General features: G+C 50.3%; 19 protein-coding genes. 9 read left to right on the top strand and 10 right to left on the bottom strand.

All coding sequences use genetic code 11. From position 1 onward, the window contains the following. Positions 1-221: 221 nt before the first annotated feature. The 5 genes from hisS to ACYQ27_RS00490 are packed head-to-tail and all read right to left on the bottom strand — an operon-like array spanning position 222 to position 5,076. A complete protein-coding gene (hisS, locus tag ACYQ27_RS00510; protein ID WP_456395766.1) occupies positions 222-1,529 on the bottom strand; it encodes a histidine--tRNA ligase in 1,308 nt (435 codons plus the stop codon). Positions 1,530-1,562: 33 nt separating this feature from the next. Then, positions 1,563-2,177 carry a MarC family protein gene (locus ACYQ27_RS00505; protein WP_456395746.1) on the bottom strand — a complete coding sequence of 205 codons (615 nt, stop codon included), beginning with the start codon at positions 2,175-2,177 and terminating at the stop codon, positions 1,563-1,565. Between the two features lie 56 nt (positions 2,178-2,233). Beyond that, the gene (locus ACYQ27_RS00500) at positions 2,234-3,364 is read right to left on the bottom strand and encodes a cation:proton antiporter (RefSeq protein WP_460040753.1); all 1,131 of its coding nucleotides are present in this window, start codon (positions 3,362-3,364) and stop codon (positions 2,234-2,236) included. Between the two features lies 1 nt (position 3,365). Continuing rightward, positions 3,366-4,508 (bottom strand): cation:proton antiporter, encoded by a 1,143-nt coding sequence (locus tag ACYQ27_RS00495; RefSeq protein WP_456395764.1) that lies wholly within the window; start codon positions 4,506-4,508, stop codon positions 3,366-3,368. A gap of 22 nt (positions 4,509-4,530) precedes the next feature. Continuing rightward, on the bottom strand, positions 4,531-5,076 hold the full coding sequence (locus ACYQ27_RS00490; protein WP_456395762.1) for a CBS domain-containing protein: 546 nt from the start codon (positions 5,074-5,076) through the stop codon (positions 4,531-4,533). Positions 5,077-5,230: 154 nt separating this feature from the next. On the opposite strand from ACYQ27_RS00490, the gene ACYQ27_RS00485 reads away from it, so the two are divergent. From ACYQ27_RS00485 to ACYQ27_RS00475, 3 genes are read left to right on the top strand one after another with little or no spacing between them, the layout of a single operon-like run. Then, positions 5,231-6,685 (top strand): NAD(P)/FAD-dependent oxidoreductase, encoded by a 1,455-nt coding sequence (locus tag ACYQ27_RS00485; protein ID WP_456452644.1) that lies wholly within the window; start codon positions 5,231-5,233, stop codon positions 6,683-6,685. A gap of 47 nt (positions 6,686-6,732) precedes the next feature. Beyond that, a complete protein-coding gene (ttuA, locus tag ACYQ27_RS00480; protein ID WP_460041746.1) occupies positions 6,733-7,659 on the top strand; it encodes a tRNA-5-methyluridine(54) 2-sulfurtransferase in 927 nt (308 codons plus the stop codon). Positions 7,660-7,703: 44 nt separating this feature from the next. Beyond that, positions 7,704-8,354, top strand: a complete 651-nt coding sequence (locus tag ACYQ27_RS00475; protein WP_456452646.1) for a DUF257 family protein — start codon at positions 7,704-7,706, stop codon at positions 8,352-8,354. 21 nt (positions 8,355-8,375) lie between these two features. Here the strand turns inward: ACYQ27_RS00475 and ACYQ27_RS00470 are convergent, their stop codons facing one another. Next, positions 8,376-10,331, bottom strand: a complete 1,956-nt coding sequence (locus ACYQ27_RS00470; RefSeq protein ID WP_460040752.1) for an alpha-amylase/4-alpha-glucanotransferase domain-containing protein — start codon at positions 10,329-10,331, stop codon at positions 8,376-8,378. Positions 10,332-10,442: 111 nt separating this feature from the next. Here ACYQ27_RS00470 and ACYQ27_RS00465 point away from each other — a divergent pair, with 111 nt between their 5' ends. Then, on the top strand, positions 10,443-13,001 hold the full coding sequence (locus ACYQ27_RS00465; protein ID WP_460040751.1) for a CARDB domain-containing protein: 2,559 nt from the start codon (positions 10,443-10,445) through the stop codon (positions 12,999-13,001). Positions 13,002-13,079: 78 nt separating this feature from the next. Here the strand turns inward: ACYQ27_RS00465 and ACYQ27_RS00460 are convergent, their stop codons facing one another. Both ACYQ27_RS00460 and ACYQ27_RS00455 read right to left on the bottom strand, forming a co-directional pair. Further along, complete coding sequence (locus tag ACYQ27_RS00460; RefSeq protein ID WP_456452652.1) at positions 13,080-13,697, bottom strand: diacylglycerol/polyprenol kinase family protein; 618 nt, start codon at positions 13,695-13,697, stop codon at positions 13,080-13,082. After that, positions 13,675-14,367 (bottom strand): HAD family hydrolase, encoded by a 693-nt coding sequence (locus tag ACYQ27_RS00455; RefSeq protein WP_456394883.1) that lies wholly within the window; start codon positions 14,365-14,367, stop codon positions 13,675-13,677. The genes ACYQ27_RS00460 and ACYQ27_RS00455 overlap by 23 nt, the downstream gene beginning before the upstream one ends. Positions 14,368-14,578: 211 nt before the next feature. Between ACYQ27_RS00455 and ACYQ27_RS00450 the strand changes: the two genes are divergently transcribed. From ACYQ27_RS00450 to ACYQ27_RS00435, 4 genes are all read left to right on the top strand, one after another. Continuing rightward, on the top strand, positions 14,579-14,821 hold the full coding sequence (locus ACYQ27_RS00450) for a TIGR00304 family membrane protein (RefSeq protein ID WP_456394882.1): 243 nt from the start codon (positions 14,579-14,581) through the stop codon (positions 14,819-14,821). 63 nt (positions 14,822-14,884) lie between these two features. Further along, positions 14,885-16,066: a cation:proton antiporter gene (locus ACYQ27_RS00445; protein ID WP_460040750.1), complete on the top strand. Its 1,182-nt coding sequence runs from the start codon at positions 14,885-14,887 to the stop codon at positions 16,064-16,066. 119 nt (positions 16,067-16,185) lie between these two features. After that, positions 16,186-17,340: a tyrosine decarboxylase MfnA gene (mfnA, locus tag ACYQ27_RS00440; RefSeq protein ID WP_460041745.1), complete on the top strand. Its 1,155-nt coding sequence runs from the start codon at positions 16,186-16,188 to the stop codon at positions 17,338-17,340. Between the two features lie 63 nt (positions 17,341-17,403). Next, complete coding sequence (locus ACYQ27_RS00435; RefSeq protein ID WP_460040749.1) at positions 17,404-19,689, top strand: type 1 glutamine amidotransferase family protein; 2,286 nt, start codon at positions 17,404-17,406, stop codon at positions 19,687-19,689. Positions 19,690-19,692: 3 nt separating this feature from the next. On the opposite strand, the gene ACYQ27_RS00430 is transcribed toward ACYQ27_RS00435, so the two are convergent. Both ACYQ27_RS00430 and ACYQ27_RS00425 read right to left on the bottom strand, forming a co-directional pair. Then, the gene (locus ACYQ27_RS00430; protein ID WP_460040748.1) at positions 19,693-20,553 is read right to left on the bottom strand and encodes a cation diffusion facilitator family transporter; all 861 of its coding nucleotides are present in this window, start codon (positions 20,551-20,553) and stop codon (positions 19,693-19,695) included. Positions 20,554-20,893: 340 nt separating this feature from the next. Further along, on the bottom strand, positions 20,894-21,493 hold the full coding sequence (locus tag ACYQ27_RS00425) for a TasA family protein (protein ID WP_456452658.1): 600 nt from the start codon (positions 21,491-21,493) through the stop codon (positions 20,894-20,896). A gap of 121 nt (positions 21,494-21,614) precedes the next feature. Between ACYQ27_RS00425 and ACYQ27_RS00420 the strand changes: the two genes are divergently transcribed. Beyond that, entirely contained in the window at positions 21,615-22,847 is a 1,233-nt protein-coding gene (locus ACYQ27_RS00420) for a flippase (RefSeq protein ID WP_460040747.1), read from the top strand. Positions 22,848-22,852: the final 5 nt, after the last annotated feature.

Genomic DNA, 22,852 nt, shown 5'->3' with positions numbered 1-22,852 from the left:
CTTTTCATAATTTATTTTTTAAACTCCTGCTCCAAATTTTTTCCGGGTGATATAATGGGATTCAGGGAATTTCTGGAGGAGTGGCGCAGGAGATGCCCGTTCATAAGAACAATCGAGAAATGGAGGTTCGAGAGGAAGAGGAATAAGTTTGAGGTTAAGAAGAGATAGCCGGAGTGGAGGTGACAGGGTTTTGAAAGTAAAAGGAGGGCCTTGACAATTCGTCACCCGAGCATCCTTTTAACTTCCTCCACCACTTTTTCAACTTCAACCGCCTTCTGCTCCCCGGTTTTCATGTCCCTCACCGTTGCCCGCCCTTCGGCGAGGTCTTTTCTCCCTATGATGATAACCACGGGCACCCCAAGCCTGTTCGCGTGATCCAGAGCCTTCCTCAGCTTTCTCCCCTGAAGGTCATATTCGGCCTTTATTCCAGATTTCCGGAGTATCCGGGTTATTTCAGCAGCCTTCAGCCGGATTTCAAGTTCTTTCCCGATATAGACAACGAAGACGTCCGGTCTGAGCTCAAACTCCGGGAGAATGCCCCTGCTCTCCAGTATCGGGATCAGCCTCTCAATTCCTATTGCAAACCCCGTTGCAGGCGTTGGTTTCCCGCCGAAGACCTCAATAAGGTTGTCGTATCTCCCGCCGCCTCCTATCGAGCCTATTCCAAGATCATTGGGCGCTATGGCCTCGAAAACTATGCTCGTGTAGTAGTCAAAGCCCCTCGCAATCCCAAAGTCTATCAGGGCATAATCATAAACCCCGTAGGCTTTGAGCAGTTCAAACAGCTCCTCAATCCTTTTCAGCTCTTCTTTTGCCGCTTCACCCGTAAAAAGCTCACGGGCCTTCGGCAGAACCTCATCGGGTTTTCCTTTCAGTTCAATGAGGAACAGAACTTTTTCCACCGCATCGTCGTTCAATCCGAAGTCCCTGAGCGAGGCAATGAACTCCTCCCTGCTCATCTTGTCCTTCTTATCCACCAGGCGCATCAGGCCAACATCATCCTCGACGCCGAGCATTTTGGCAAACTCATCGAGGAGGAGCCTGTCCCCTATGTTGACCGTGAAGTCCTTCAGGCCGGTGGCGAGGTAGCTCTCAACCATGAGGGCTATAACCTCAGCATCGGCTTCAACATTCGGCGAGCCTATGAGCTCGACTCCAGCCTGCCAGAACTCCCTGAGACGGCCGCTCTGGGGCTCCTCATAGCGGAACATGTTTGCCATGTAGTACCACTTCACGGGCTTTGGGGCGTTCTGGAACTGGTTGACAAAGAGGCGGGCGACGCTTGACGTGAGGTCAGGCCTGAGGGAAACCTCCCTTCCCCCCTTGTCCCTGAAAGCGTAGAGCTGATTGACAACCTCCTCACCGCTCCTGAGCTGAAACAGCCGGGTGTATTCAAACGTTGGGGTTAGAATCTCGCTGAAGCCATACAGCTCGAAAACTTCCCTGATTCTCTCGAAGACATACCTTCGCTTTGCCATCTGTTCAGGAAGCAGGTCTCTCGTCCCTTTAACTCTCTCAATCTTTCCCATTCTCTCCACCTAAGCTTAAAATATTGGGTGGGTTTATAGGTTTTCCGCATGGAGCATGGAGAGGTATATTCCCGCAGCACCCTGAACCATCATCTGGGCACCTATGGCCATCGTGAAGAGCCCTATGATCCTTATGAAGACCCCGAGGGTCGTCTTTCTGACGTTCTTCATGGCATAGAGCGCCGCGGCCATCACCATAGCTGTCAGGAGAATCGCGATGAAGATTGCAGCCGTGGAAACAGCCATCCCGTACTCAGCCGTCAGCGTTATAGCCGTCGTTATTGCAGCAGGTCCTGCTATCAAAGGGGTGGCAACCGGAACAGCGGCCAGGGCAAGTATGTTCTTCTCCTTTTTCAGCGTTACCATTCCACCGCTTTCCAGAGCTTCGAGACCTATCTTGAACAGCACGAAGCCCCCTGCGACGCGGAGGGCGTTCAGGTCTATGTGGAAAATCTCCTGCAGGATTATCTTGCCAGTGAGTGCGAAGAGAACGAGGAGAATGAATCCTATCATGTTTGCCCTCACTATGAGGGTCTTTATGTCCTCTATGTGAAAGTCCTCCCTGAGAAGGCTAACCAGGAGTATCTTATCGCTTGGGTCTATCATAATGAGCATCAACAGGGCCGAGCTGAGTATTTCAGCCATCATCAGTTCCGGGAAATGAAGGGGACTTTATAAATTTATGGAATGCCCAAGGGGAGGAGTCAGGCAATCCCGGTGTATAACCACTTCAGGAGGGGAGGTGTTATGAGGGTGGTGGTGAAGACCATCAGTATCGCCACCGTCAGGGCATCGGCCCCTATGGATCCGCTTGCCATGGCAACAGCGAGCATGGCAAGCTCAACTCCAAGCCTCGGTATCATCCCGACCCCTATCCTCAGGGAGGCCTTTCTGTCAAAGCCGCTTATACTGGCACCGAAACCGCACCCTATTATCTTGCTCACTATGGCTGCGATTGTGTAGAGAACCGCAAAGAGGCCGGCATGGATGATGTAGTCAAGCTCAATCCTCATACCCACCTCAACAAAGAAGAGGGGTATGAAGAGCGAATATCCGATAACATTGACGTGGTCGAATATCTGCTTTTTCTGGTGGCTCTGCCCGAGGGCAAGGCCCGTTAGATAGGCTCCGAGAATGGAGGCGAGGTTGAGATGCTCGGCCAGATATGCAAATAGCATCAGAAATACGAGGGCGAATGCCGTGGTTGCCTCTGGGAGCTCTATCCTCGATATTCTCCTGAACGTAATCTCGGCCAATTTTGGTCCAAAATACAGAAAGACGAGAAGAAATCCGCTGACCTCAAGGAGAATCTCGGTTATGGCGGTGTATTCAACGTTTCCCCCTCTTACGATGGAGAGCGCTATCGTGAGGATGAGTATTCCGAGGACGTCATCAACCACGGCAGCCGCAAGAATCGTGGTGCCCTCCCTCGTGTTCAGCTTCCTCATCTCCATGAGAACCTTGACGGTTATGCTGACGCTCGTTGGTGTCATTATTGCTCCATAGAGGACGGCCTCGTGGATTTCGACAAAGGGATAAGCGACCAGAAATCCCATCAGGAAAGCCACAGCAACTCCAATGCCCGCAACCACAATGCTCGGCCTCCCAACACGCCTGAACTCCTCCATATCGCTCTCAAGGCCAGCCAAGAAGAGAAGGAGGAGAACACCGAGATTTGAGAATTCCCGGATTACAGGGTTAGTCTCGAAGAATATGCCTATCAGGAGCCCCCCGATTATCTGACCAAGAACCACCGGCTGGCCAGCTTTTTCAAACAGATAACCGAGCAGCTTGGCGGTTGCGAGCATGAGGGCGATGAAGAGGAGTATCTCCATATCACTCCCTCGAAAAGGCCCATTTAAGGAGGAACGGGGTTACAAGCGTCGTTATGACGACCATGGTAACCGGAATCGAGAATACCCCCCTGTCAAAGACCCCCTCATTGAGGGCAACGTTGGCCATGATGAGGGCGACCTCCATTCTCGGTATCATGCCAACACCGACCTGAAGGGCTTCAACCGGCCTGAAGCGGGATATAATTGCACCTGTGCCGCAGCCGAAGACCTTGCCGAAAATCGCGAGCATCGAGTATACAAGTGCAAACATGCCCGCGTGCTCCAGTATGTGTATATCGGTCTCTATCCCTATGCTGACGAGGAAAACAGGTATGAACAGGGAGTAGCCTATTGTCAGGGTTTTATCCGTGACCTTTCTGGCCTCGCTGCTTCCGGCTATTATCAGCCCCGCCAGATACGCACCGGTGATGCCCGCTATCTGGAACTGCTCGGCGAGATATGCAAAGACGAGCATTATCGCTATTGCCGTTGCTGTAACGGTCTCAGGCAGGGTTATCTTCTCGGATGCCCTGAGGGCCTCCTTGACGGCGGGTGTTCCGAGCAGGAGTCCCAGTATGAAGAAAACGGCGATTTCACCGAGGATTATAAGCAGGTCTTCTGCATAAACACTCCCCTTCGTGTTCAGACCGACGAGAATCGTGAGGATTACAATGCCGAGGACGTCATCAACCACGGCAGCCGCAAGAATCGTGGTGCCCACCTTGCTCCTGAGCCTCTTCATCTCCATCAGAATGCTCGTGGTCAGACCGACGCTCGTCGCTGTAAGGATACCCCCGAGGAAGAGCGACTGCACCTTGGGATATCCCCAGACCAGAGCGCTCACATACCCGAGCGTGAAGGGTGCCATGACGCCGAGAACGGCCACCATAAAAGCGGGCACGCCGACGTGCTTGAACTCCTCAACATCTGTCTCAAGACCCGCCAGAAAGAGCAGCATGACAACACCGAGGTCTGCTATGAGCTTAACTCCCTCATCGAAAGCGACGACATCAAGGAGGGAGGGACCGATGACCATGCCTCCCACGAGCTGCCCGAGGGCTGCAGGAAAGCCTAAACGAACCGTCAGATAGCCAAACAGCTTTGCAACTACCAGTATCAGCGCAAGCTCAAGGAACACGTCCATAGCTATCATCTCGTTGCCCGGGCTATCCAGAGACCACCCTGATCAGGCGGATGATATCCTTCACCTCAAGGACGCCGTGAACTCTCTTTCCCTCATCAACAACAGGGAGGTGGTGCTTGCCGGTTTCTATCATAATCTTTATGGCCTTCCCGAGGTTGTCATCAACACGGATTGTGATGGGCTTTCTGACCATTATGTCCTCCACACAGGAGGCGCGTGAAAGGGAGTATTTCTTCAGCAGCCCGACACCGACTATGGAGTACCTCCTCGGGGGTTCAAAGAGATGCAGTATGTCCTTCATTGTTATAAAACCGATGAGTCTGCCCTCCTCATCAACCACGACGGCGGAGCTCTCCTCCCCCCTCAGTTCGTGAACGACTTTAACGAGAGAATCCGACGGGTGAAGCTTCAGAAAATCCCTGTCCATGGCTATCCTGACAGGCACCTTTGAGATGTACCTGATGTTATAGCTCAGCTCCTCCCTGCGCCTGAGCCGGACAAGATGCCTCTTGCCCACTATGATAGACATTTTTTTGGCTTTATTCTCCTTGCTCCTGGAGGACATCATGAACACCACTGAAATAATTTACATATGGGAATGTTTAAATGTTTCGGATGCGGAAAATCTTTTTTACATTATCATGTGAATTCATGAAAGGATTTGAAGCCGAATGAACAAAAACATTTAAATACCCCGGGGCTTAGACTTTGACAAGGGAAATATGGTTTCCGAAAAAAAGGCTGATGTTCTGATAGTTGGGGCAGGCCCTGCAGGCCTTTTTGCGGCCTACGAGCTTGCAGAAAAAAGTGATTTTAAAGTTCTCGTCGTTGATGAGGGAGGGGATATAGACCAGCGCGTTTGTCCGATGTACGAGCTCGGCTACTGTGTCGCCTGCAAGCCGTGCCACATAATGAGCGGCATAGGCGGAGCAGGTGGCTTAAGCGACGGCACCATCAACCTGCGGCCGGACATAGGCGGAAATCTGACGGATTTAACACACGACGAAAACTATTCATGGCAGCTCGTCTGGGAGGTTGACAGAATTTTTCTCAGACACGGTGCTCCAAAGAACATCTTCAAAGGGAATCCGGAGCAGATAAGGGATTGGGAAAGGAGGGCAGCACAGGCTGGGGTAAAATTCATCCCCATAATCCAGAGGCACATAGGCTCCGACCACACGCCGGAGGTTATAGGAAGCATAAAACGGCACCTGGAGAGCAGGGGCGTTAAATTCCTCCTCTGGACAAAGGTGCTGGAGTTCAGGCAGGGCGAGGCCGTGCTGAAGAGGGGAAAGGACATTTTTACGGTCAGAGCAAGGTATATCATCGTTGCTCCCGGAAGGGGAGGGGCGGACTGGTTCCACGATGTTGCCCGGAAAATAGGTCTGAAGGCCCGGCACGGCCCCATAGATGTCGGCGTGCGCGTTGAGGTTCCGGCAATAGTTATGGAGCCCATAACGGGCATAAACCATGATCCCAAGTTCCACATCTACACCGACACCTACGACGACTTCGTGAGGACTTTCTGCACAAATCCAAACGGCTTCGTTGTTGAGGAGCGTTATGACGGCTATGTTGGCGTCAACGGCCACTCCATGAGGGACAGAAAGAGCAACAACACCAACTTTGCCTTTTTGAGCAGAATAGAGCTTACGGAGCCGGTGGAGGATACGACGGCCTATGGAAAGAGCATAGCACAGCTCGCAACGACTATAGGCGGGGGAAAACCGCTCCTCCAGAGGCTCGGCGATTTGAGAAGGGGAAGGAGGAGCACATGGACGAGAATAAGGAGAAGCGATGTCGAGCCGACTTTGAGGCACGCAACCCCCGGGGACATTGCGATGGCACTGCCGCACAGAATTGTCACCAACATTCTTGAAGGCCTTGAAAAGCTCGACAGAGTAATTCCCGGAGTTGCAAGCGACCATACACTGCTCTATGCTCCGGAAATAAAATACTATGCCATGCGCGCCGAGGTGGATAAAAACCTCGAAACGAGCATAGAGGGCATCTTTGCAGCAGGTGATGGGGCGGGGCTTTCAAGGGACATAGTAAATGCCGCTGCAACGGGAATTCTGGCGGCGAGGGGGATACTCAAGAAGGAGGGCCTCTTCACGGAGAAGGACTTTAGAAGGCCGGGGAACTGGAGGCATGCCATAGAGGACATGGAGGAGTAAGTTTTTAACTTCCTCCTTCTTCCACATTTCGGTGAAGGGAGATGCCCGTGAAATGCAGGTTCTGCGAGAGGCCGGCGTTTATAAAACTTCACTATCCCAAAATGTACCTCTGCCCGGAGCACTTCACCGAATACTTCGAGAGAAAGGTGAAGAGGACGATTGAGAGGTATAAACTCCTCAGGCCGGATGAGAGAGTTCTGGTCGTTGTGAGCGGAGGAAAGGATTCCGCGGTTACCGCTCACGTCCTCAAGAAGCTCGGCTATTCCATAGAGTGCCTCCACATCAACCTGGGAATAGGGGAGTATTCCGAGAAGAGCGAGGAATATGCCAGAAAGCAGTGTGAAGGCATAGCCCCACTCCACATCGTGCGCGTTAAAGAGCTCCTCGGAAAGGGCATCGGCGAGGTGAGGACGAGGAGACCGACCTGCTCCTACTGCGGGCTAACGAAGAGGTACATCTTCAACAAGTTTGCCTACGACAACGGATTCGATGCGATAGCGACGGGCCACAACCTCGACGACGAGGCGAGCTTCATCTTCGCCAACCTGATGAACTGGAACACGCAGTATCTGGCCAAACAGGGGCCCCTCCTGCCGGGAGAGGACAGGTTTGTTAAGAAGGTGAAACCCCTATACGAGCTCACCGAGAGGGAGGTCGTTGCATACGCTTTAGCGAACGGGATAGAGTATCACATGGAGGAGTGCCCGCATGCGGCGGGGGCAACGACGCTTGAATACAAAAGCATACTCAACGACATGGAGGAGAAACGGCCGGGGACAAAAATCAACTTCGTCAAGGGCTACCTGAGGAAGAAAAAACTCTTTGAGGCCGAGCTTGAGGAGTATGAGCTCGGAAAATGCAGCGTCTGCGGCATGCCGGCACAGGGCGAAAGGTGCTCCTTCTGCAGATTCTGGGGGCTTGAAACGGCTCTGGACTTCAAAATAAATAAAAATAATAAGACGATAAAAACCTAAAACCTTAAAACCCTTTGTGCACGTATTACCCCCAAGGTGGTACCATGAGGGTTGTTTTTGAGACGCTCTGGGATTCGATAATCCCCGGAGAGGTAGTGATAATGGAGCGCCTGAGCCCGGGTTTATCATATATAGGCCTCTATGATCTGGTCACATGGGGAATCAGGAAGGGATATTCAATACTCATAGTCGATGTTATGGACTCCCTGCATCTATACAGGGCAAAAATGGAGCTCGCCGGGCTGAATGCAGAGGTTCTGGACGATGTGGAGGTCATAAAAATCGGAGGCATGATTGAGACCGGCAGAGTGCGCTACAGGATTGATGAAACCTCTGAACCTAGGATTATGATGCAGAAGTTCAGAATGGCCTATGACTCCATACTTGGGGAGAGAAAGGACGGAATCTCGCTTGTAATTTCCGTCGGCATGGACAAGCTGTTTCTAACGCCGGCCTCCTCGGGAGATGTCCTCACGATAATAAGCGCCCTTCATCGATACGTTGGGGACAGAAGGCGCATAGCCGTGTATATGCTGAAGGTGAATGTGCTGGCCCACGTTGCGCCCTACGTAATTGACCTCATGGAGGATCTCGGCACAACAATTATCAGAGTTTCGAGAAAGGGGAGGCAGGCGGAGTTCAACGTCGTCAAGGCAATAAACAGGGAGATTATGGGACTAACAGTTAAAATTTAAAATTAAACACATTAAATAAAATTAAAATTCCCTGAACCTCAGCCTGAAATCAAGCTCCCCCTCAACGGGGAACAGCAGGGTGTAGCTCACCCCCTGCTGGATGAAGTCCCATCCGGCCTCGCTCTGGGAGAGCGTCTTTATCGGGAACTTCCAGACCCTTGCCTCTCTGCTCACCTCTATCCCGATTTTTCCGATGCCATAGGGGTCGTTCACTTCAAAGCTCTCGGCCTCAAATTCTCCCGGCTCCTCCATAACGCTGTGCACGGCTAGGTTTATCTCAACCCCGAAGAGCGCCTTCACGGGACTTTTAACCCTGTAAGCTGCCTCAAAGCCGTCATTAAGGAGTCTGAAATTCTTCTCTACTTTAGCCGGTTTGGAGTCCACCAGTCCATCGCGCCACAGCCTCAGGCTCTCCCCGAATTCAAAGCGGTATGGCTGGTTTATGAAGTCCCCGAGCTCTCTGTAGCGCACGAGGCGGTAGCCGTCAAGCCCTGCATCCGGGCTCAGGAAGTGATCCTGGAGGATTGCCCTCAGCTGCCAGTCGTATGCCAGCTCGCGCTTTATTTCATCGGGGATGCTCCTCCCGACCTCGTGTATGCTCGCAACGCCGTCCTCGGATCCCTCCGAAGGGGTGGCGGCCTCAGGAACATCGTGGTAGTGCTCCCACCTCCTCGCCAGGACATCGTTGTAGTTTACCGCTTTTTTCTTTGAGCTGAACTCAAAAAGCGCCCCGCCGTAGGAGGGCTTGAAGACAGCGTAGAAGCCTTCATTCTCCACAAAGACCTCCTCCCTGCCATCAAAATCAATGTCCCTCACAAAGCTTCCGGTGGGAATGAAGCTGTTGGCCCTGATTATGTTCTCCCATACAGTCCTGCGCAGGTGCGGGAGATAAACACCGCCAAAGACCCCGTGCCAGTATGCATCGTTGCACTGGGCCCTCAGCAGGAATCTTCTCGCCTCGGGGCTGTCCCTCACGAGCTTGCTGACCATCAGCATCCTCTTGTGCATGTAGTTGCTCTCGGGGTACTTGAAGAAGAAGTTCTTCCAGATGCCGCCGCGCACAAAAACACGGTACTTCTCAAACTGCCCCTGCTCCTTCAGCTTCTCAACGAACTCAACGAAGAGCTTTGCCTGCCTCGCAGGTAGAGACCACTCGCTCATCTCGAAGTAGGAGGCTATGGGCAGGTATACAAGCCCCCGGGGTTTGAAGTTTGAGAGATATTCGCTGTATGTCATGAGGTTGATCCTTTCATTACTTGTTACGGCCTCAAAAAAGCTCTTTAGCCAGCCCTTCTCATAGACCCACTCATGGGTTCCAGGCCAGACACCGAACTTCTCACCATCATCATGAAAGACGGCGACCTTTGATGGGTCATCATCCGTGAGGCCACCCAGATACTCCACAGTCTTCTCCACGGGCCTGAAGGGGATAAGATAGCGGAGCTTCTCATCTATCGGAAAGACCGCTATGACCTCACCGCCGTCCTCGGTGTAGTATGGCCAGTAGAGCTCCTCCTTGCTGAGGCCGGCGCTCATGAAGTGGTAATCATCGACTATGACGTATTCTATTCCTGCCTGACGGAGGCTCTTCACAAGCTCCGGCTGCCATACGCGCTCCGTCAGCCAGACGCCCTTCGCATCATACCCGAGCTTTTTTGCAAACTCCTTTAAAAGCCTGATCTGCTCGATTCTGTCCTCCTTGGGAATCGCAGCTAAGACCGGCTCATAAAAACCCGCCACGACAATCTCAAGCTGCCCCTTCCTCACAAGGGAGCGGAGAAGATCAATATATTCCGGTTTGTTCCCCTCAAGCCATTCAAGGAGGGGGCCGCTTATATGAACCGAAACCTTCATACCGGGATAATCTTCGAGAATCTCCATAAACGGGCGATATGAGTGCTCATAGGCACTTTCAAACACCCATCCAAAGTTCCCCAGCGGCTGATGATTATGAATCCCAAAGATGAAATTCACCATCCGGACACCTCCATCGGTATTATCACTATGAGTGATATTCAAAAAGGTATATAAATATTTTATGCACATATATCAGCAAGGGTGACTAAGTATCACCCGGGGTGAACAAAGATGAAGAAGGGTATGGTGCTGTTTTTAGTCGCGGTTATGATTTTTGGAGTAGCGCCTACGGTAAAGCTTGCAAGCGCCCAGCCTCCCCAAGTAACCATAGACGGAAACCTAAGCGACTGGCCGGCAAACCTCCTCTACAGCGACCCCGTTGGAGACGGCAAGTGGGGTGCCAACAATGACATAAAGACCTTCGGATTCTTTACCGACGGAAATTATCTTTACATAGCAGGCGTATTCAAAAAAGAGGGCTATAACAACTTTATGGCAATGATTGACCTCTCAACGAGGACTGGATACCCGGTAACCACAGGCCATCCATGGGGCAGAAGATATCAGTTCGCCGAGGGAGACATTGATTTTGTTATAGAGTCATGGGAAAGCGGCTTTGTTGCATGGGTTGTAAACAGCGACGGGAGCTTTACAGACATAAGCTCACAGGTAACCTCCGCCTACGGCTCGGACAACGGATGGGTTGTTGCGGAGTTCAGGATTCCCCTCTCCGTGTTCGGGGACATATCACTTGACGGACTGAAGGTCAGGGGAGTTTCGACGCTCACGGGAGGATTTGATGGAACCAACCAGTGGCTGAGCGATGTGTGCCCCGACCAGGATATCTTCCCGAGCTGGGGAACATGGGGAGACGTTCCGGCACCCGCGGTTCTGTGGAAGTTCCTTGAATACGACCCGGCAACAGAAACACTAAGCCTCGTCGTCACAAAGCTGGTGAGCTTAAGCGTTGGCATTTCCTCAAACGTCAGCGATGTGGAAGCAAACCAGCCCGCAAACATCACGGTAACCGTCACCAACGATGGGGCCTTCGCCGCTGATAACGTCAATGTAACCCTCTACGACAACGATGTGCTGATTAAGAACTGGACGGTCATGGTTCCGGCCAAAGGGAAGGTGTCCCTGAGCTACATCTATGAATACGACGAGCAGAAAACAGGAGTCCATCAGCTGAAGGCAGTGGTCGAGTATGAAGGAAAGAACATAACGGCCTCCTACAGGCTCTACGTGGGAGAAATCGAGATCAGAAGACAGAAGATGATGACCGCAGGGATGTATATCTGGCCGAACTTATACATGAAGAGGTACGAATGGAGCCTGAAAGCCCTTGAAAAGGCCAAAGGCCTGGCGCTCACAAATGAATCCATGGCCCAGATAGAGGACATTGAAAAGAAGCTTGCAGAGAACCACAAGCTGTTCAGAAAGGGATTCACGCTCCTGCAGGGGAACAACCCCTCACCCAGAGGAGCATTCCTCGTGGCCTCCGCATACTACAGGATAAGACGCATTCAGGGCGAGATAACCTCCCTGCTCAAGGAGCTTGAAGCAAAGGGAGTTATGAGCAAGGTTACCAAGGTTGCAGAGGATGTGAAGCACGGCCAGGCCGGAGCAAACCTGAAAGCCCTCTACCTCGGATCGGATGACAAATACTATTACGTGGTCGTGACGACCAACAACACCGAGAACTGGGACGTCGCCTATGGAATCGCCATAGACGCAAAGGATGGCGGCTACAACGGAACCTCAGATTCATGGGGAAGGAACCTGTGGTTCTCCTTCAGCCCGGATTATGAGGCCTATGTATACTGGAATGCGGAAGACAAGTCCGTGGATGCTATGAGCTTTGCAGAGTGGAAGGCCGGAAAATGGGAGTACTTCAAACCGGGCGGGGCAGGAGTTAAAATCTCATACGTTACCGGTTCCCACGGGATAAAGCAGCTCGTGTTCATGATTCCGAGGTCGCTCATCCCCGACCCGGAGAAGGCCAGGGTCAGTGCGTTCGTCACAGGGGCGGATTCGGGAACCTCAGCCGTCGACTGCCTGCCCTACGACAGGACAATGAACGACCAGGCGAATGAGTGGAACGACCTTGACTGGATAACCACATACGCCACCCTCAACGGAACCGGGAGTGAAGTCCCGAAGAAGATAACCATTGACGGAGCCCTTGCGGACTGGACGAACGCCAAGGTCGTGGTCAGAGGAAAGAACTCCGGATATGCAGGGGCAAACCTCGTGATGCTCGGCGTGGACTACGACGATAACTACCTTTACATAGCCCTCGAAGCAAACAACAGCGAGAACTGGGATCTGAGCTATGGAATTGCTCTGGACGTTAAGGAAGGAGGCTACACCGGGGACAGGGACGCATGGGGCAAGCTGATAAAATTCACGGAGGGAGTGGACTACGAAATCTACGGCTGGTGGAACAGCAAAACGAAGAGGCTTGAGTACAACTTCGGCAAGGACACTGGGATGCAGATGGTCAAGTATGAGGATGGGAAATGGACGTACGACTGGAACAAGCAGTTTGAGGGCTTCAAGACGGCATACTTCGGAGGAGCCTCAGGCCTGCAGACGGTCGAGATCAGAATCCCATGGAAGGCCATAGGAGGAAAGCCGAAGGAAGTGAAGATTATGGCATGGATAGCGGGAGGCGACAACACGTCGGCGGTTGTAACGCTCCCGGACGACAAGGCGGTTCACGACAGCGCAAACGAGTGGAGCGACACGGACACGCTGAGCAACTTCGTTAAGGTTATGATTTCCTGATTCTGATTTCTGTTTTATTTTTTATCCTTTATCCTTTTCATTATTAATTTTAGTCATCAAAAATTTTGATTCCCGTTCTCATACAAGCACTTTAAACAGGTAGATGCTCATGGCCACCGCCAGCTGATTTGAGAAGTTGTCATCCGGGGGAAGGTCGTAAAATTCGGCCAGCATACCCGCAAGAGCCCCCACAGCGGCATATGGAAAGCTCATCAGGAGGAGCAGAATGGCAAGGGCGGAGATGAGGTATGCCATACTGCCCTCAACACTCTTACCGTTCCTGAAGCGATATCTTCCAAAGGTTTTGCCTATTATCGCCGCCATCGCATCCCCCACCGTGGCGACTGCAATCGCTCCAATCGCCATATCCCTCGGAAAGAAATAGACAACTATGAATGCCCCGGCAGCAAAGTATATGTGTGCCGCAATTCCGCTCCGCTCCTCCTCACGGGTTATCTCATCTATGTTCTTCTCAAGGGTAGATATGACCTCCTCCTGAACATAAAGGCGGAGTATCTTCTTTATCTTATCCCTGAAAGCCTCGACAATCCTGAAGGGCTCCAGAATAAGGAAGGCAACCATGGCAGCCCCGATAAACGTGAGCGTGAATGTTCTGTCGGATACTGCATAAACCGCCGGAACTATCAGGCCCGTGAGGTGAAGGGCCTTTCTCTTAAGCTCTCTTTTCATGCTCACGTCTTATCACCTCCAGAGCCTCAAGGAGGTTCCTCACGACATAGTCTGCATTCTTTGCCCCCCTGCCCCTGAAATAGCCCCGGTTTACGAGAATCGTTACCGCTCCAATCGATTTTCCTCCCCTCATGTCGGTCTCGTCCCTGTCGCCGATCATGTATACCTCGGATTCCCCAGGGAAGAGCTTCCTTGCAAGGATGAAGTTGTGGAGCTCAAACTTGCTGTGTCCGGTTTCCCCGCTTATTATGATGCCGTCAAAATAGTCCTTTATGCCGAGGTACTCAAGCTTTTTTCTCTGCCAGTAGCTTGAGGAATCCGTTATCAGGACAAGCCTTGCACCCATGTCCCTGAGTCCGTCAAGAAAAGGTTTTGCATCCGGAAAAAGCCTGAGATTGGAGAAGAAAACCCTGTCGACAAGCTCGAACATCTCGTCAAGCTCATCCTGCGGCACGTGTTCGTAGACCTTCCTCATGACCTTTTCAAGTATCCTGTCGAGATCAAGCAGATGAAGCTCCCTTATCTGCTCCAGATCCCTGTATCTGCTGGTAACTATGTAAAAAAACGCCCTGAACTTCCTCTTTCTGAGCAGGTGGGGGAGCAGTCTCAGAATGGTGTATTTCCCCGCCTCCCACGTGTTGCACAGCGTATCATCGAGGTCAACGAGCACAAGCATATTCAAACCTCCACCTTCCGGTTTTTAATTTTTGGGTTTTCAAACGATATTCTGGCCTCCTCAGCTCTGAAAGGTGAGGTCTGGAAAAGAAAATTAGGATGGATCGGCCGCCTTCTTTCGAGCCATTATTTAGCTTATCCCAGCCGCATCTTAAAACAAGAAACCAAGAAACAAGATTTAAAAAAAGAGTGCATAATTTCCATTGATGGGCATGAGAGGGGAACTCCTGATAGCCGGTGGAATCGTGCTTATCCTCATTGGATTCATGATGATATTCTTAGGAACGATTATGAGCGCCAGCGGTCAGGGCGAAGTCGAGGGCGGGGGAGTCATAATGATAGGCCCTGTTCCCATAGTCTTCGGAACGCAGAGGGGCGCAACCCTGGCGATGATACTTGCTTTGCTCCTGATGATCCTGTGGATTGCAGGAGCACTGCTCTGGAGGAGGGGATGAGGTGAATTTTTCATTTGTGGCAACGGAGAACATGCATAGAGCACTCCCCAAGGAGGGAATGATGTGAATTACCTCTTCGCACTGGCTATTCTGCTGGTTGTTGCAAAGAGCCTTGAGTGGCTTTTTGAGAGAAGAAGCATCCCTCCCATAATAGCCCATGTTCTGACGGGAATAATCCTCGGGCCCTTCATCCTCGGAGTAATTCAGCCCCTCGGAGAGCTCAAGGTTCTATCCGAGTTCGGACTGCTCATGATGATGCTGTACATGGGTCTAACGAGCAATTTCTCAGCAATAGCCCAGAACACAAAGAAATCCATCATCGTTGCGGCAATGGGGGTTGCGTTCTCATTCTTCCTCGGGTTTGCCACGGTGATGACTTTCGGGGAGGGCCTGGCAGCTGCCATATTTGTCGGCATAACCCTCGGGAACACCGCCATAGAGGTTACGAGCGGAATACTCGTCAAGGAGAGGGTTAAAAGGGAGGTCTCGTCAATCCTGATGGGCGCCGCTTTCGTTGATGACATCATAGCCGTCTATCTCATAGGCATAATCACAGCTCTGGCCAGAGGGGAGTTTAAACCCCATTCTCTGCTCCTGCTCACGATTAAAATCGCCCTGTTCATAGCCGGCACTTTACTGCTATCGGAGTTTGTTTTCAAACGCGCCAGGAGTTTCAGCCATATAATCAAAAACCTGAACGTCTTCTTCACATTCACCCTCATACTGACGTTTTCACTGGCGCTGCTCGCAGAGACAGTCGGACTGCACTACATCATCGGGGCCTATCTGGCAGGGCTAACAATCAGCAGGCTCAGGGAAAGAAGGGACCCAATGATAATAAGCCGTATAAAGCTGAATGAGCTCATAGAGAACCTGCAGGTGGTTCTTACAGAGTTCTTCATCCCACTGTTTTTCATCTATGTGGGCCTGATGTTTAACCCGAAGGTTAGCGAGATAAACCTCGCCCTGATACTGACCCTCTACGCCGCGGCAGTCCTCGGAAAGCTGATAGGCTGTTCGCTGGGAAGCAGAATCTTCGGGATTGAATGGAAGGATTCCATACTCATAGGGATAGGCATGGGCGGGAGGGGAAGCCTGGAGCTTGCAATTCTAAAATTCGGCCTTGACACCGGCATAATAAATCAGGCCCTCTTTGCAGGGGTTGTAACGGTCTCCATGATGACAGCCTTAACGACGCCCTTCTTCTTCAGGAAATACCTCAGAAGAATTAGAACCGAGAGATAGAGCTGGGTTTGAGGTTTTGCGCTGTTCGAACACGCTCCCCCACATACAAACACCAAGAGATGAAGGCAAAGCTTAAATTGAAAAGCCTGAAGCTTAATCAAGCGGGTGAGAAAATGCTAATGTTTCCGGAAAAAGGTGCGGATGAGAATGAGGTTCTGGCTGAGCTTGAAAAGAAGATTGAGAAAGATTTAACCTTCGATTCTGGGAAAATCTTGGGGTCAATGTGCACCTATCCCCACCCCCTCGCCCGCAGGGTAATCGGGAAATACATTGACAGGAACCTCGGCGACCCGGGCCTCCACCCCGGAAGCCAGGAGATAGAGCGGGAAGCTGTTCGTATGCTCGGCTCCCTCCTCCATCTGAACAGAGCATATGGAAATATAGTTTCCGGAGGGACTGAAGCAAACATCCTGGCAGTAAGGGCATTCCGCAACACGGCCCGGGTTGAAAAACCGGAGCTGATTCTGCCGGAGAGTGCACATTTCTCGTTCCTCAAGGCCAGCGATTTGCTTGGGGTAAAGCTTGTGTGGGCTGGGCTGAAGGAAGACTATTCTGTGAATGTTGAGGATGTTGAGGACAAAATCACGGATAACACGATTGGAATAGTCGGTATAGCCGGAACCACCGGCCTGGGTGTCGTCGATGACATCCCAGCGCTGAGCGACCTCGCAGTCGACTACGGGATACCCCTTCACGTTGATGCGGCCTTCGGCGGCTTTGTAATACCCTTTGCAAAGGCTTTAGGTTATGATCTGCCCGATTTCGACTTCAGGCTCAAAGGCGTGCAGAGCATAACGATAGACCCGCATAAGATGGGCATGGTTCCCATCCCTGCTGGAGGCATAATATTCAGGGAAAGGAAATTTCTGGAATCAATAAGCATACCCGCACCGTATTTAGCCGGGGGGAAGGTCTGGCAGGCAACAATAACCGGAACACGCCCCGGAGCAAACGCTTTAGCGGTGTGGGCAATGATAAAGCACCTCGGCTTTGAGGGATACAAGAGGGTCGTGAAGGAGGCTATGGAGCTGTCGAGGTGGTTTGCCGGGGAGCTGAAGAGAATACCGGGCGTTTACCTCATCAGGGAGCCTGTTCTGAACATAGTCTCATTTGGAACCGAGAACCTTGAGACAGCGGAGGAGGAGCTTAAAAGGCGGGGATGGGGTATAAGCGCCCACAGGGGCTACATAAGGATAGTCATGATGCCCCACGTGAGGAGGGAGCACCTGGAGGCGTTTCTGGGTGATTTGATGGAGATTTTGAAATGTGTATAACCAATTAATACTCATCCAACTCAACCAAAAGAGTTTTATAAATTCAGTTTACGTTATTATAAGGTGCTTGGGATGATTATCCATCTAAGCACTAAGAAAATGGCAACATATCTCCTGATTTTTTTACTAATCGAAACGGCAAATGTCTCAGCATATCATCCAATCATTGTTGGAGATGCCTTCAGGATTGAATTCTATGGGGATATGTTGAACGACATTAAAACTGATTATCATCTTGAATTCCTTCACAACACAGTTCAGGCATGGATAGGTTACACTCCTTGGGCGAAATATCCCGGAGAATGGAGGAATATCCAGTCACTCATTTCACTTTCTCATGCATATGATATACCCGTTGGAGTAGCCACGGGATGGCATGTTGGGGATTCCGTAGATGATCCATACAAGTCTGAGATTGGCTTTCTGTATTATTACAGGCATTTAATTCCCTATTCAAAAAAATGGAGGTATCCCAACGGAACTATATCCGAAGATCCATACAGTGTGGGCCTATCCAGATCATTTTCCGGATATTTAACGATTAGAATTCTGGGAGAAGAACTTGGGAGAAGGGACTTTTACGGGATGATGCAGCCCCAGAATCCATACTGGAGAGATTTTCTCCTGTACTGGACAAGAAAAGGCATTGATTCTGGAGCGGATGCAATATTCTTTGACAGTCCCGACGCCATTTTCACATTCGTCTGGGGCGGAGGTTGGGGATGCAAGGACACATGGGAAGGCCGGAGCTTCATAGAACACCTGAAATCAAAATTCACAAAAACACAGCTTTTCGAAATGGGAATTAAAGACATCGATAACTTCTGCTTGAAAACATATTTGAAAAACAAATACCGGTTAAAGGCAACATATTCAAACCCTATCCCCTTCAGGGAAAGATTTTTAACCTCGTGGCCACCTGAATCGGTAGAATTTGATAACAATATTGAGGTTTTATCGGATCCTGTTGTAAAGGAAGCACTGCTTTACTGGTATCAATCCGCTATATCTCTGGTCAAGAACATCTCAGTAGAAACCAAGAAATATGCCAGAGATAGCGGAAAAACGGTGTTCCTAACAACAAACGAGTACTTCTCGTGGATTCCCCATATAACCCTGACACCGTACATGGATGCCGTTTATGTTGAAGACAGTCAGTTCAGACCGTTTCCATATCAGACCAACGGATTGGTGTGCAAGCTTGCAGGCGCTTCCTCCAACTTTACAAAGCCGGTTTGGGTTGGGGAATTTATCCTCTGGTTTGCAAACCCGTTTGAGCCAGACGAACCACCTGCAGACGTCTCCACACTTATAAAGCTGAGGGTTGCAGAGATATACAGCAATCCAGACTGCATAATGCTTGTGCCTTTTGGAACCGGATCACCCAACGAAGGATGGCCACCCCACAGATTGGTGGATGGACCCGAAAGGAAAGAAGTGTCCAAGTATTACCGCTTCATTGCAAATCTGAGGGATCTGTTCGAAAACACCCGCTCCTACTCTAACGTCGCCCTCGTAGTCTCACTTCCAACAGCAATATGGCAGTATTTCCCGGCACTGGGGATTTACGATAGCGATGAGTATTACGATGAAATCCGTGGCTGGGCAAGGGCTTTGGAGGAAATGCATATCCCATATGATGTCCTGTTTCTCGGAATGGATGATATATTGGACACAGACTCTTACAGAAGATTAAAGAACTATAAACTTCTGATAGCTCCCGGATTAAGCAGGATTTCTTCACGTGACTTGAATGAAATGGAGAAATTCCTAAGAAGCGGAGGCCGGCTGATCACCAACAACGATTTTGCTCTTTATGATGAGATGAACAACAAGCGAAACGACAAGGATAGAATGGATATCCTCAACAATAGAAACGTCATCATTGTAGATAAAGTAGGTAAATCCTACTGGGACTCTTTAGGAGAGAGAAAGCCCGATAGCACTTTGTTCAATTATATAAGGACAAAAGTGAATTACGCCTTGGAAACACACAGGATCCTTTACACAAATGCATCTAAAGAAGTTATGATAACTCCTCTCAAAAAATCCGGTACTGATGAACTCATTCTAAGCCTCGTTAATTACAACTATCATTATGATAAAATACACGACTGGACAACTCCAGAGAAAAACATAGAAATCAAGCTGAAGATTCCGAAAAACTACGAAATTCTGCAGGTTTTCTCCATCTCCCCTGAAGAAGGCAGGGGATATCTTAAATACACCCAGCATGGAAGTTCTGTAATATTAAATATTGATAGGCTGGACACATGGAAGCTTGTGGTAATTGAGCCCGTGCGAACTGGCCTCCCGTTAAATCTGAACGGCGTGCTTTACGCGGTATAGACGCTACTCTGTAACCCCCTGAATATCCACGTGCACAAATGCAGTATCCACAGCATCAAGCCTCTCTATCCTCCGCTTCACCTCCTCGCTTATGTCATGGGCTTTCTTCAGATCAAGCCCCGGCGGAACCTCTATATGGAGCTCAACATGGAGCTTTGGCCCGACATAGTGCGTCCTCAAATCGTGCACACCCACGACGCCCTCAACACCAAGGGCGGTTTTCTTTATTCTCTCACAGATTTCAGAGGGTGCCGAGGTTCCTGTGAGGAAGTTTATGTTCCGCGTGACTATCTCCAGAGCGACCTTTGCTATGAAGAGGGCAACGGTCAGACCGGCCAAGGAATCCCCGTACCTGAACCCGAATTTCTCGGTCAGCAGTCCAAAAAGCACCGCTATTGTGCTCAAAACATCGCTTCTGTGGTGATATGCATCGGCTATGAGTATCTGGTTGTTGAGCTTTCTCCCCACATTGAGGGCATATCTGGTCATGAACTCCTTAAAGGCTATTGAAAAAACCGCAACACCGAGCATTATGGAGTTCACTTCGATCGCCCTGCCCTCCATCATTCTCCCCAAGGAATCCCTCCCGATTTCATAGGCAACCAAGAGCAGCGCCAGCCCCATGAAAAATGCAAAAAGCGGCTCAAAACGGGAATGGCCGAAGGGATGGTTTTTATCCGGAGGTCTGGAGGATATCCTTATCCCGATGAGGCCGATAATACTCGTCACCACATCGCTGAGGGAGTGGACTCCATCGGAAATTAGAGCCAGACTTGAATACGCGAGACCCGCAGCTATTTTAACCGCCGCCAGAAAAACGTTCCCGATGATGCTGAACCAGATTGGCTTTAATTCCTCCCTCATGATATCACCACGATTTTGTGCATATGCACATAACATTTAAACCTTGCCGTCTCCCATTCGAGAATTTAACTTTATTAAACTTTCTAAATTTATTAGGGCAACCTAAAAAACACAAATAAAAATAACGGTCAGTCCGTCACTCCATCATCACACCTCAGCCAAGGCTGAAATCATCATCCCAAGAAAAGTATGGGAAGGGATTTAAAAGGGTTGCTCAGAGATCACCTTTCCTTCCTCATCAATCGGTTCGCCCATCACTCATCATTGCAGTTGATTATCCAACCTTCAGCTTAAAGGGTTTTCCCAGACACATTCGCACTGCAGGGTCCGGCAGCTGGAGTTACTGCTCCGCATATATGCTGAGGGCAACCCGGGATACATCTGTCTGGCACTCATTGCCGGCGTTCTCCGAAAGCTTCAGGGTAATTGAGACCTCTATGCTATCCCCTTCGGTCAGTTTTCCCGAGAAAATGGTTATCACGGTGTTGTTGAGATCCGCAAGCGTTTTTCCCACATAGCCATCAAGGGATGTGCTCTGTCCGTTATGTTTCACCTCAAAGCCTGTTATCACCAGATTCCCGCTCAGCTCTCCAGTCTCTGGCGTATTATCGACCAGAGCCTCAGCGGCCGAAAGCTCGCCCTTCTCAGCATCCGTGATGTTGAACCTCATGGAAATCAGGGAAACCGGGTAATCTCCCCTGTTTTTTATGTAAAACCTTACCGTCTTCTCATCTCCCGGCTTTAGATCAGAAAACTCGAACAGCTTGTAATCGTCGTAGTATCTGCTTCCGTCCCTGCTTATCCCGATATCAAACTCTCCCGTGGAGATTTCGTTTCCTGTGGACCTGGCAACGTCGCTGAAGTAGGACACCCCAACCTTAATCCCTCCGGCAAACAGGAGTACCGACATCCCCAATGCTACCAGCCAGAGTCGTTTCATTCATACCACCCAATGAAGTTATCACTCAAGATTCTAACTGGAGCTTTATATATTTTTCGGTCATTGACAAGTAAAGACTGCGGGGAATGCTTTTATAAACATTCACGGCAAGTTATGGAAGATGCCGGAAAGCCTGAAATTGAAACTTATAAAGAACGCAGGCTGGCTTTTTGGGGCCGAGGTAATATCCAAGCTGCTAGCTTACGGTCTGATAGTTCTCATAAGCCGAATCCTCGGTCCAGAGGGGCTGGGGCAGTATTCATTCATCTTCTACTATGTCGGGCTGCTTGGGATATTCTCCGACCTTGGAGTTGGCTTCTACTTCATGAGGGAAGTAGCGAGGGATAAAAACAAGCTCCCGAAGCTCTTGCCGGACGTTCTCGGATTTAAGATGGTTCTCGCCGTCATTAATTTTGCAATAATTATGATTCTGACAGTCTTCCTCCCCAAGTCGGGATGGATGAAGCTTTTGATAGTGCTGGCCGGGGCCGAGGCTATGCTGACATGGCTTTCCTATCTCTTCATCAACATCATGTATGCTCACGAGGTAACGAAATATGCCGCTCTCGCCCGGACTGCTGAGAGAGTATGGGCATTCATTGTTGGAGGCATCGTTCTCTATTATTCCAGATCACTTTCGCCCTTTGTTGTTGCCCTCCTTGCCGGATATGTTCTCAGGGAAGTTATGAGGATAAAGTTCGGGATGAAGTTCGTGGATGCAATAAGGATAAGATTCAGACCGGGTGTATGGATCAGCCTGCTAAAAAAATCCTACCCCTTCTGGCTCATCGGGCTTTTTACCATGATTTACTACCGCACGGACATGGTGATGCTGAGCCTGCTGAGGGGGGATTATGAGACCGGGATTTACAGGGCGGCTTATACGCTGATTGAGGTTTCGCTATTTATTCCGAACATAGTTGTCTCAACGACCATGCCCTCGATGGCGAGGCTCCATAAGGAGGACAGAAAAACGCTCGAAGTTCTTTTCAAAAAGAGCTTTCAGATGCTCATCCTTATGGGACTTGCTGGGGCTGCAGGATATATAATCTTTGCGAGGTTTGGAATACTCGTCGTGTTCGGGGAAAAGTTTCTTCCAAGCGTCTCGATTTTGAGGATTCTGGCGGTTGCAGTGCCATTCATGTTCTTGAACTCCCTCTTTGGGAGCTACATGAACGCCACGGGAAGGGAGCTGACGTTTACAAAAATAACGGGGTTTACTGCACTGCTTAACGTCCTTCTTAACTATATCCTCATACTGCACTACGGAGCCGCCGGGGCGGCGGTGGCGACGGTGGTGAGTCAGGGGATGGCAAGTGTTTTAACCCTTATAGTTATATTGGGAATGGGGTGAGCCTT

The sequence above is a fragment of the Thermococcus atlanticus genome, assembly GCF_054657855.1.
This window is presented reverse-complemented; position numbering and strand designations above follow the sequence as displayed.

Coding starts and splice junctions, on each gene's coding strand:
- hisS (WP_456395766.1), bottom strand. CDS start 1,529: ATGGGAAAGATTGAGAGAGTTAAAGGGACGAGAGACCTGCTTCCTGAA.
- ACYQ27_RS00505 (WP_456395746.1), bottom strand. CDS start 2,177: ATGATGGCTGAAATACTCAGCTCGGCCCTGTTGATGCTCATTATGATA.
- ACYQ27_RS00500 (WP_460040753.1), bottom strand. CDS start 3,364: ATGGAGATACTCCTCTTCATCGCCCTCATGCTCGCAACCGCCAAGCTG.
- ACYQ27_RS00495 (WP_456395764.1), bottom strand. CDS start 4,508: ATGGACGTGTTCCTTGAGCTTGCGCTGATACTGGTAGTTGCAAAGCTG.
- ACYQ27_RS00490 (WP_456395762.1), bottom strand. CDS start 5,076: ATGATGTCCTCCAGGAGCAAGGAGAATAAAGCCAAAAAAATGTCTATC.
- ACYQ27_RS00485 (WP_456452644.1), top strand. CDS start 5,231: ATGGTTTCCGAAAAAAAGGCTGATGTTCTGATAGTTGGGGCAGGCCCT.
- ACYQ27_RS00475 (WP_456452646.1), top strand. CDS start 7,704: ATGAGGGTTGTTTTTGAGACGCTCTGGGATTCGATAATCCCCGGAGAG.
- ACYQ27_RS00470 (WP_460040752.1), bottom strand. CDS start 10,331: ATGGTGAATTTCATCTTTGGGATTCATAATCATCAGCCGCTGGGGAAC.
- ACYQ27_RS00465 (WP_460040751.1), top strand. CDS start 10,443: ATGAAGAAGGGTATGGTGCTGTTTTTAGTCGCGGTTATGATTTTTGGA.
- ACYQ27_RS00455 (WP_456394883.1), bottom strand. CDS start 14,367: ATGCTTGTGCTCGTTGACCTCGATGATACGCTGTGCAACACGTGGGAG.
- ACYQ27_RS00450 (WP_456394882.1), top strand. CDS start 14,579: ATGAGAGGGGAACTCCTGATAGCCGGTGGAATCGTGCTTATCCTCATT.
- mfnA (WP_460041745.1), top strand. CDS start 16,186: ATGTTTCCGGAAAAAGGTGCGGATGAGAATGAGGTTCTGGCTGAGCTT.
- ACYQ27_RS00430 (WP_460040748.1), bottom strand. CDS start 20,553: ATGAGGGAGGAATTAAAGCCAATCTGGTTCAGCATCATCGGGAACGTT.
- ACYQ27_RS00425 (WP_456452658.1), bottom strand. CDS start 21,493: ATGAAACGACTCTGGCTGGTAGCATTGGGGATGTCGGTACTCCTGTTT.
- ACYQ27_RS00420 (WP_460040747.1), top strand. CDS start 21,615: ATGCCGGAAAGCCTGAAATTGAAACTTATAAAGAACGCAGGCTGGCTT.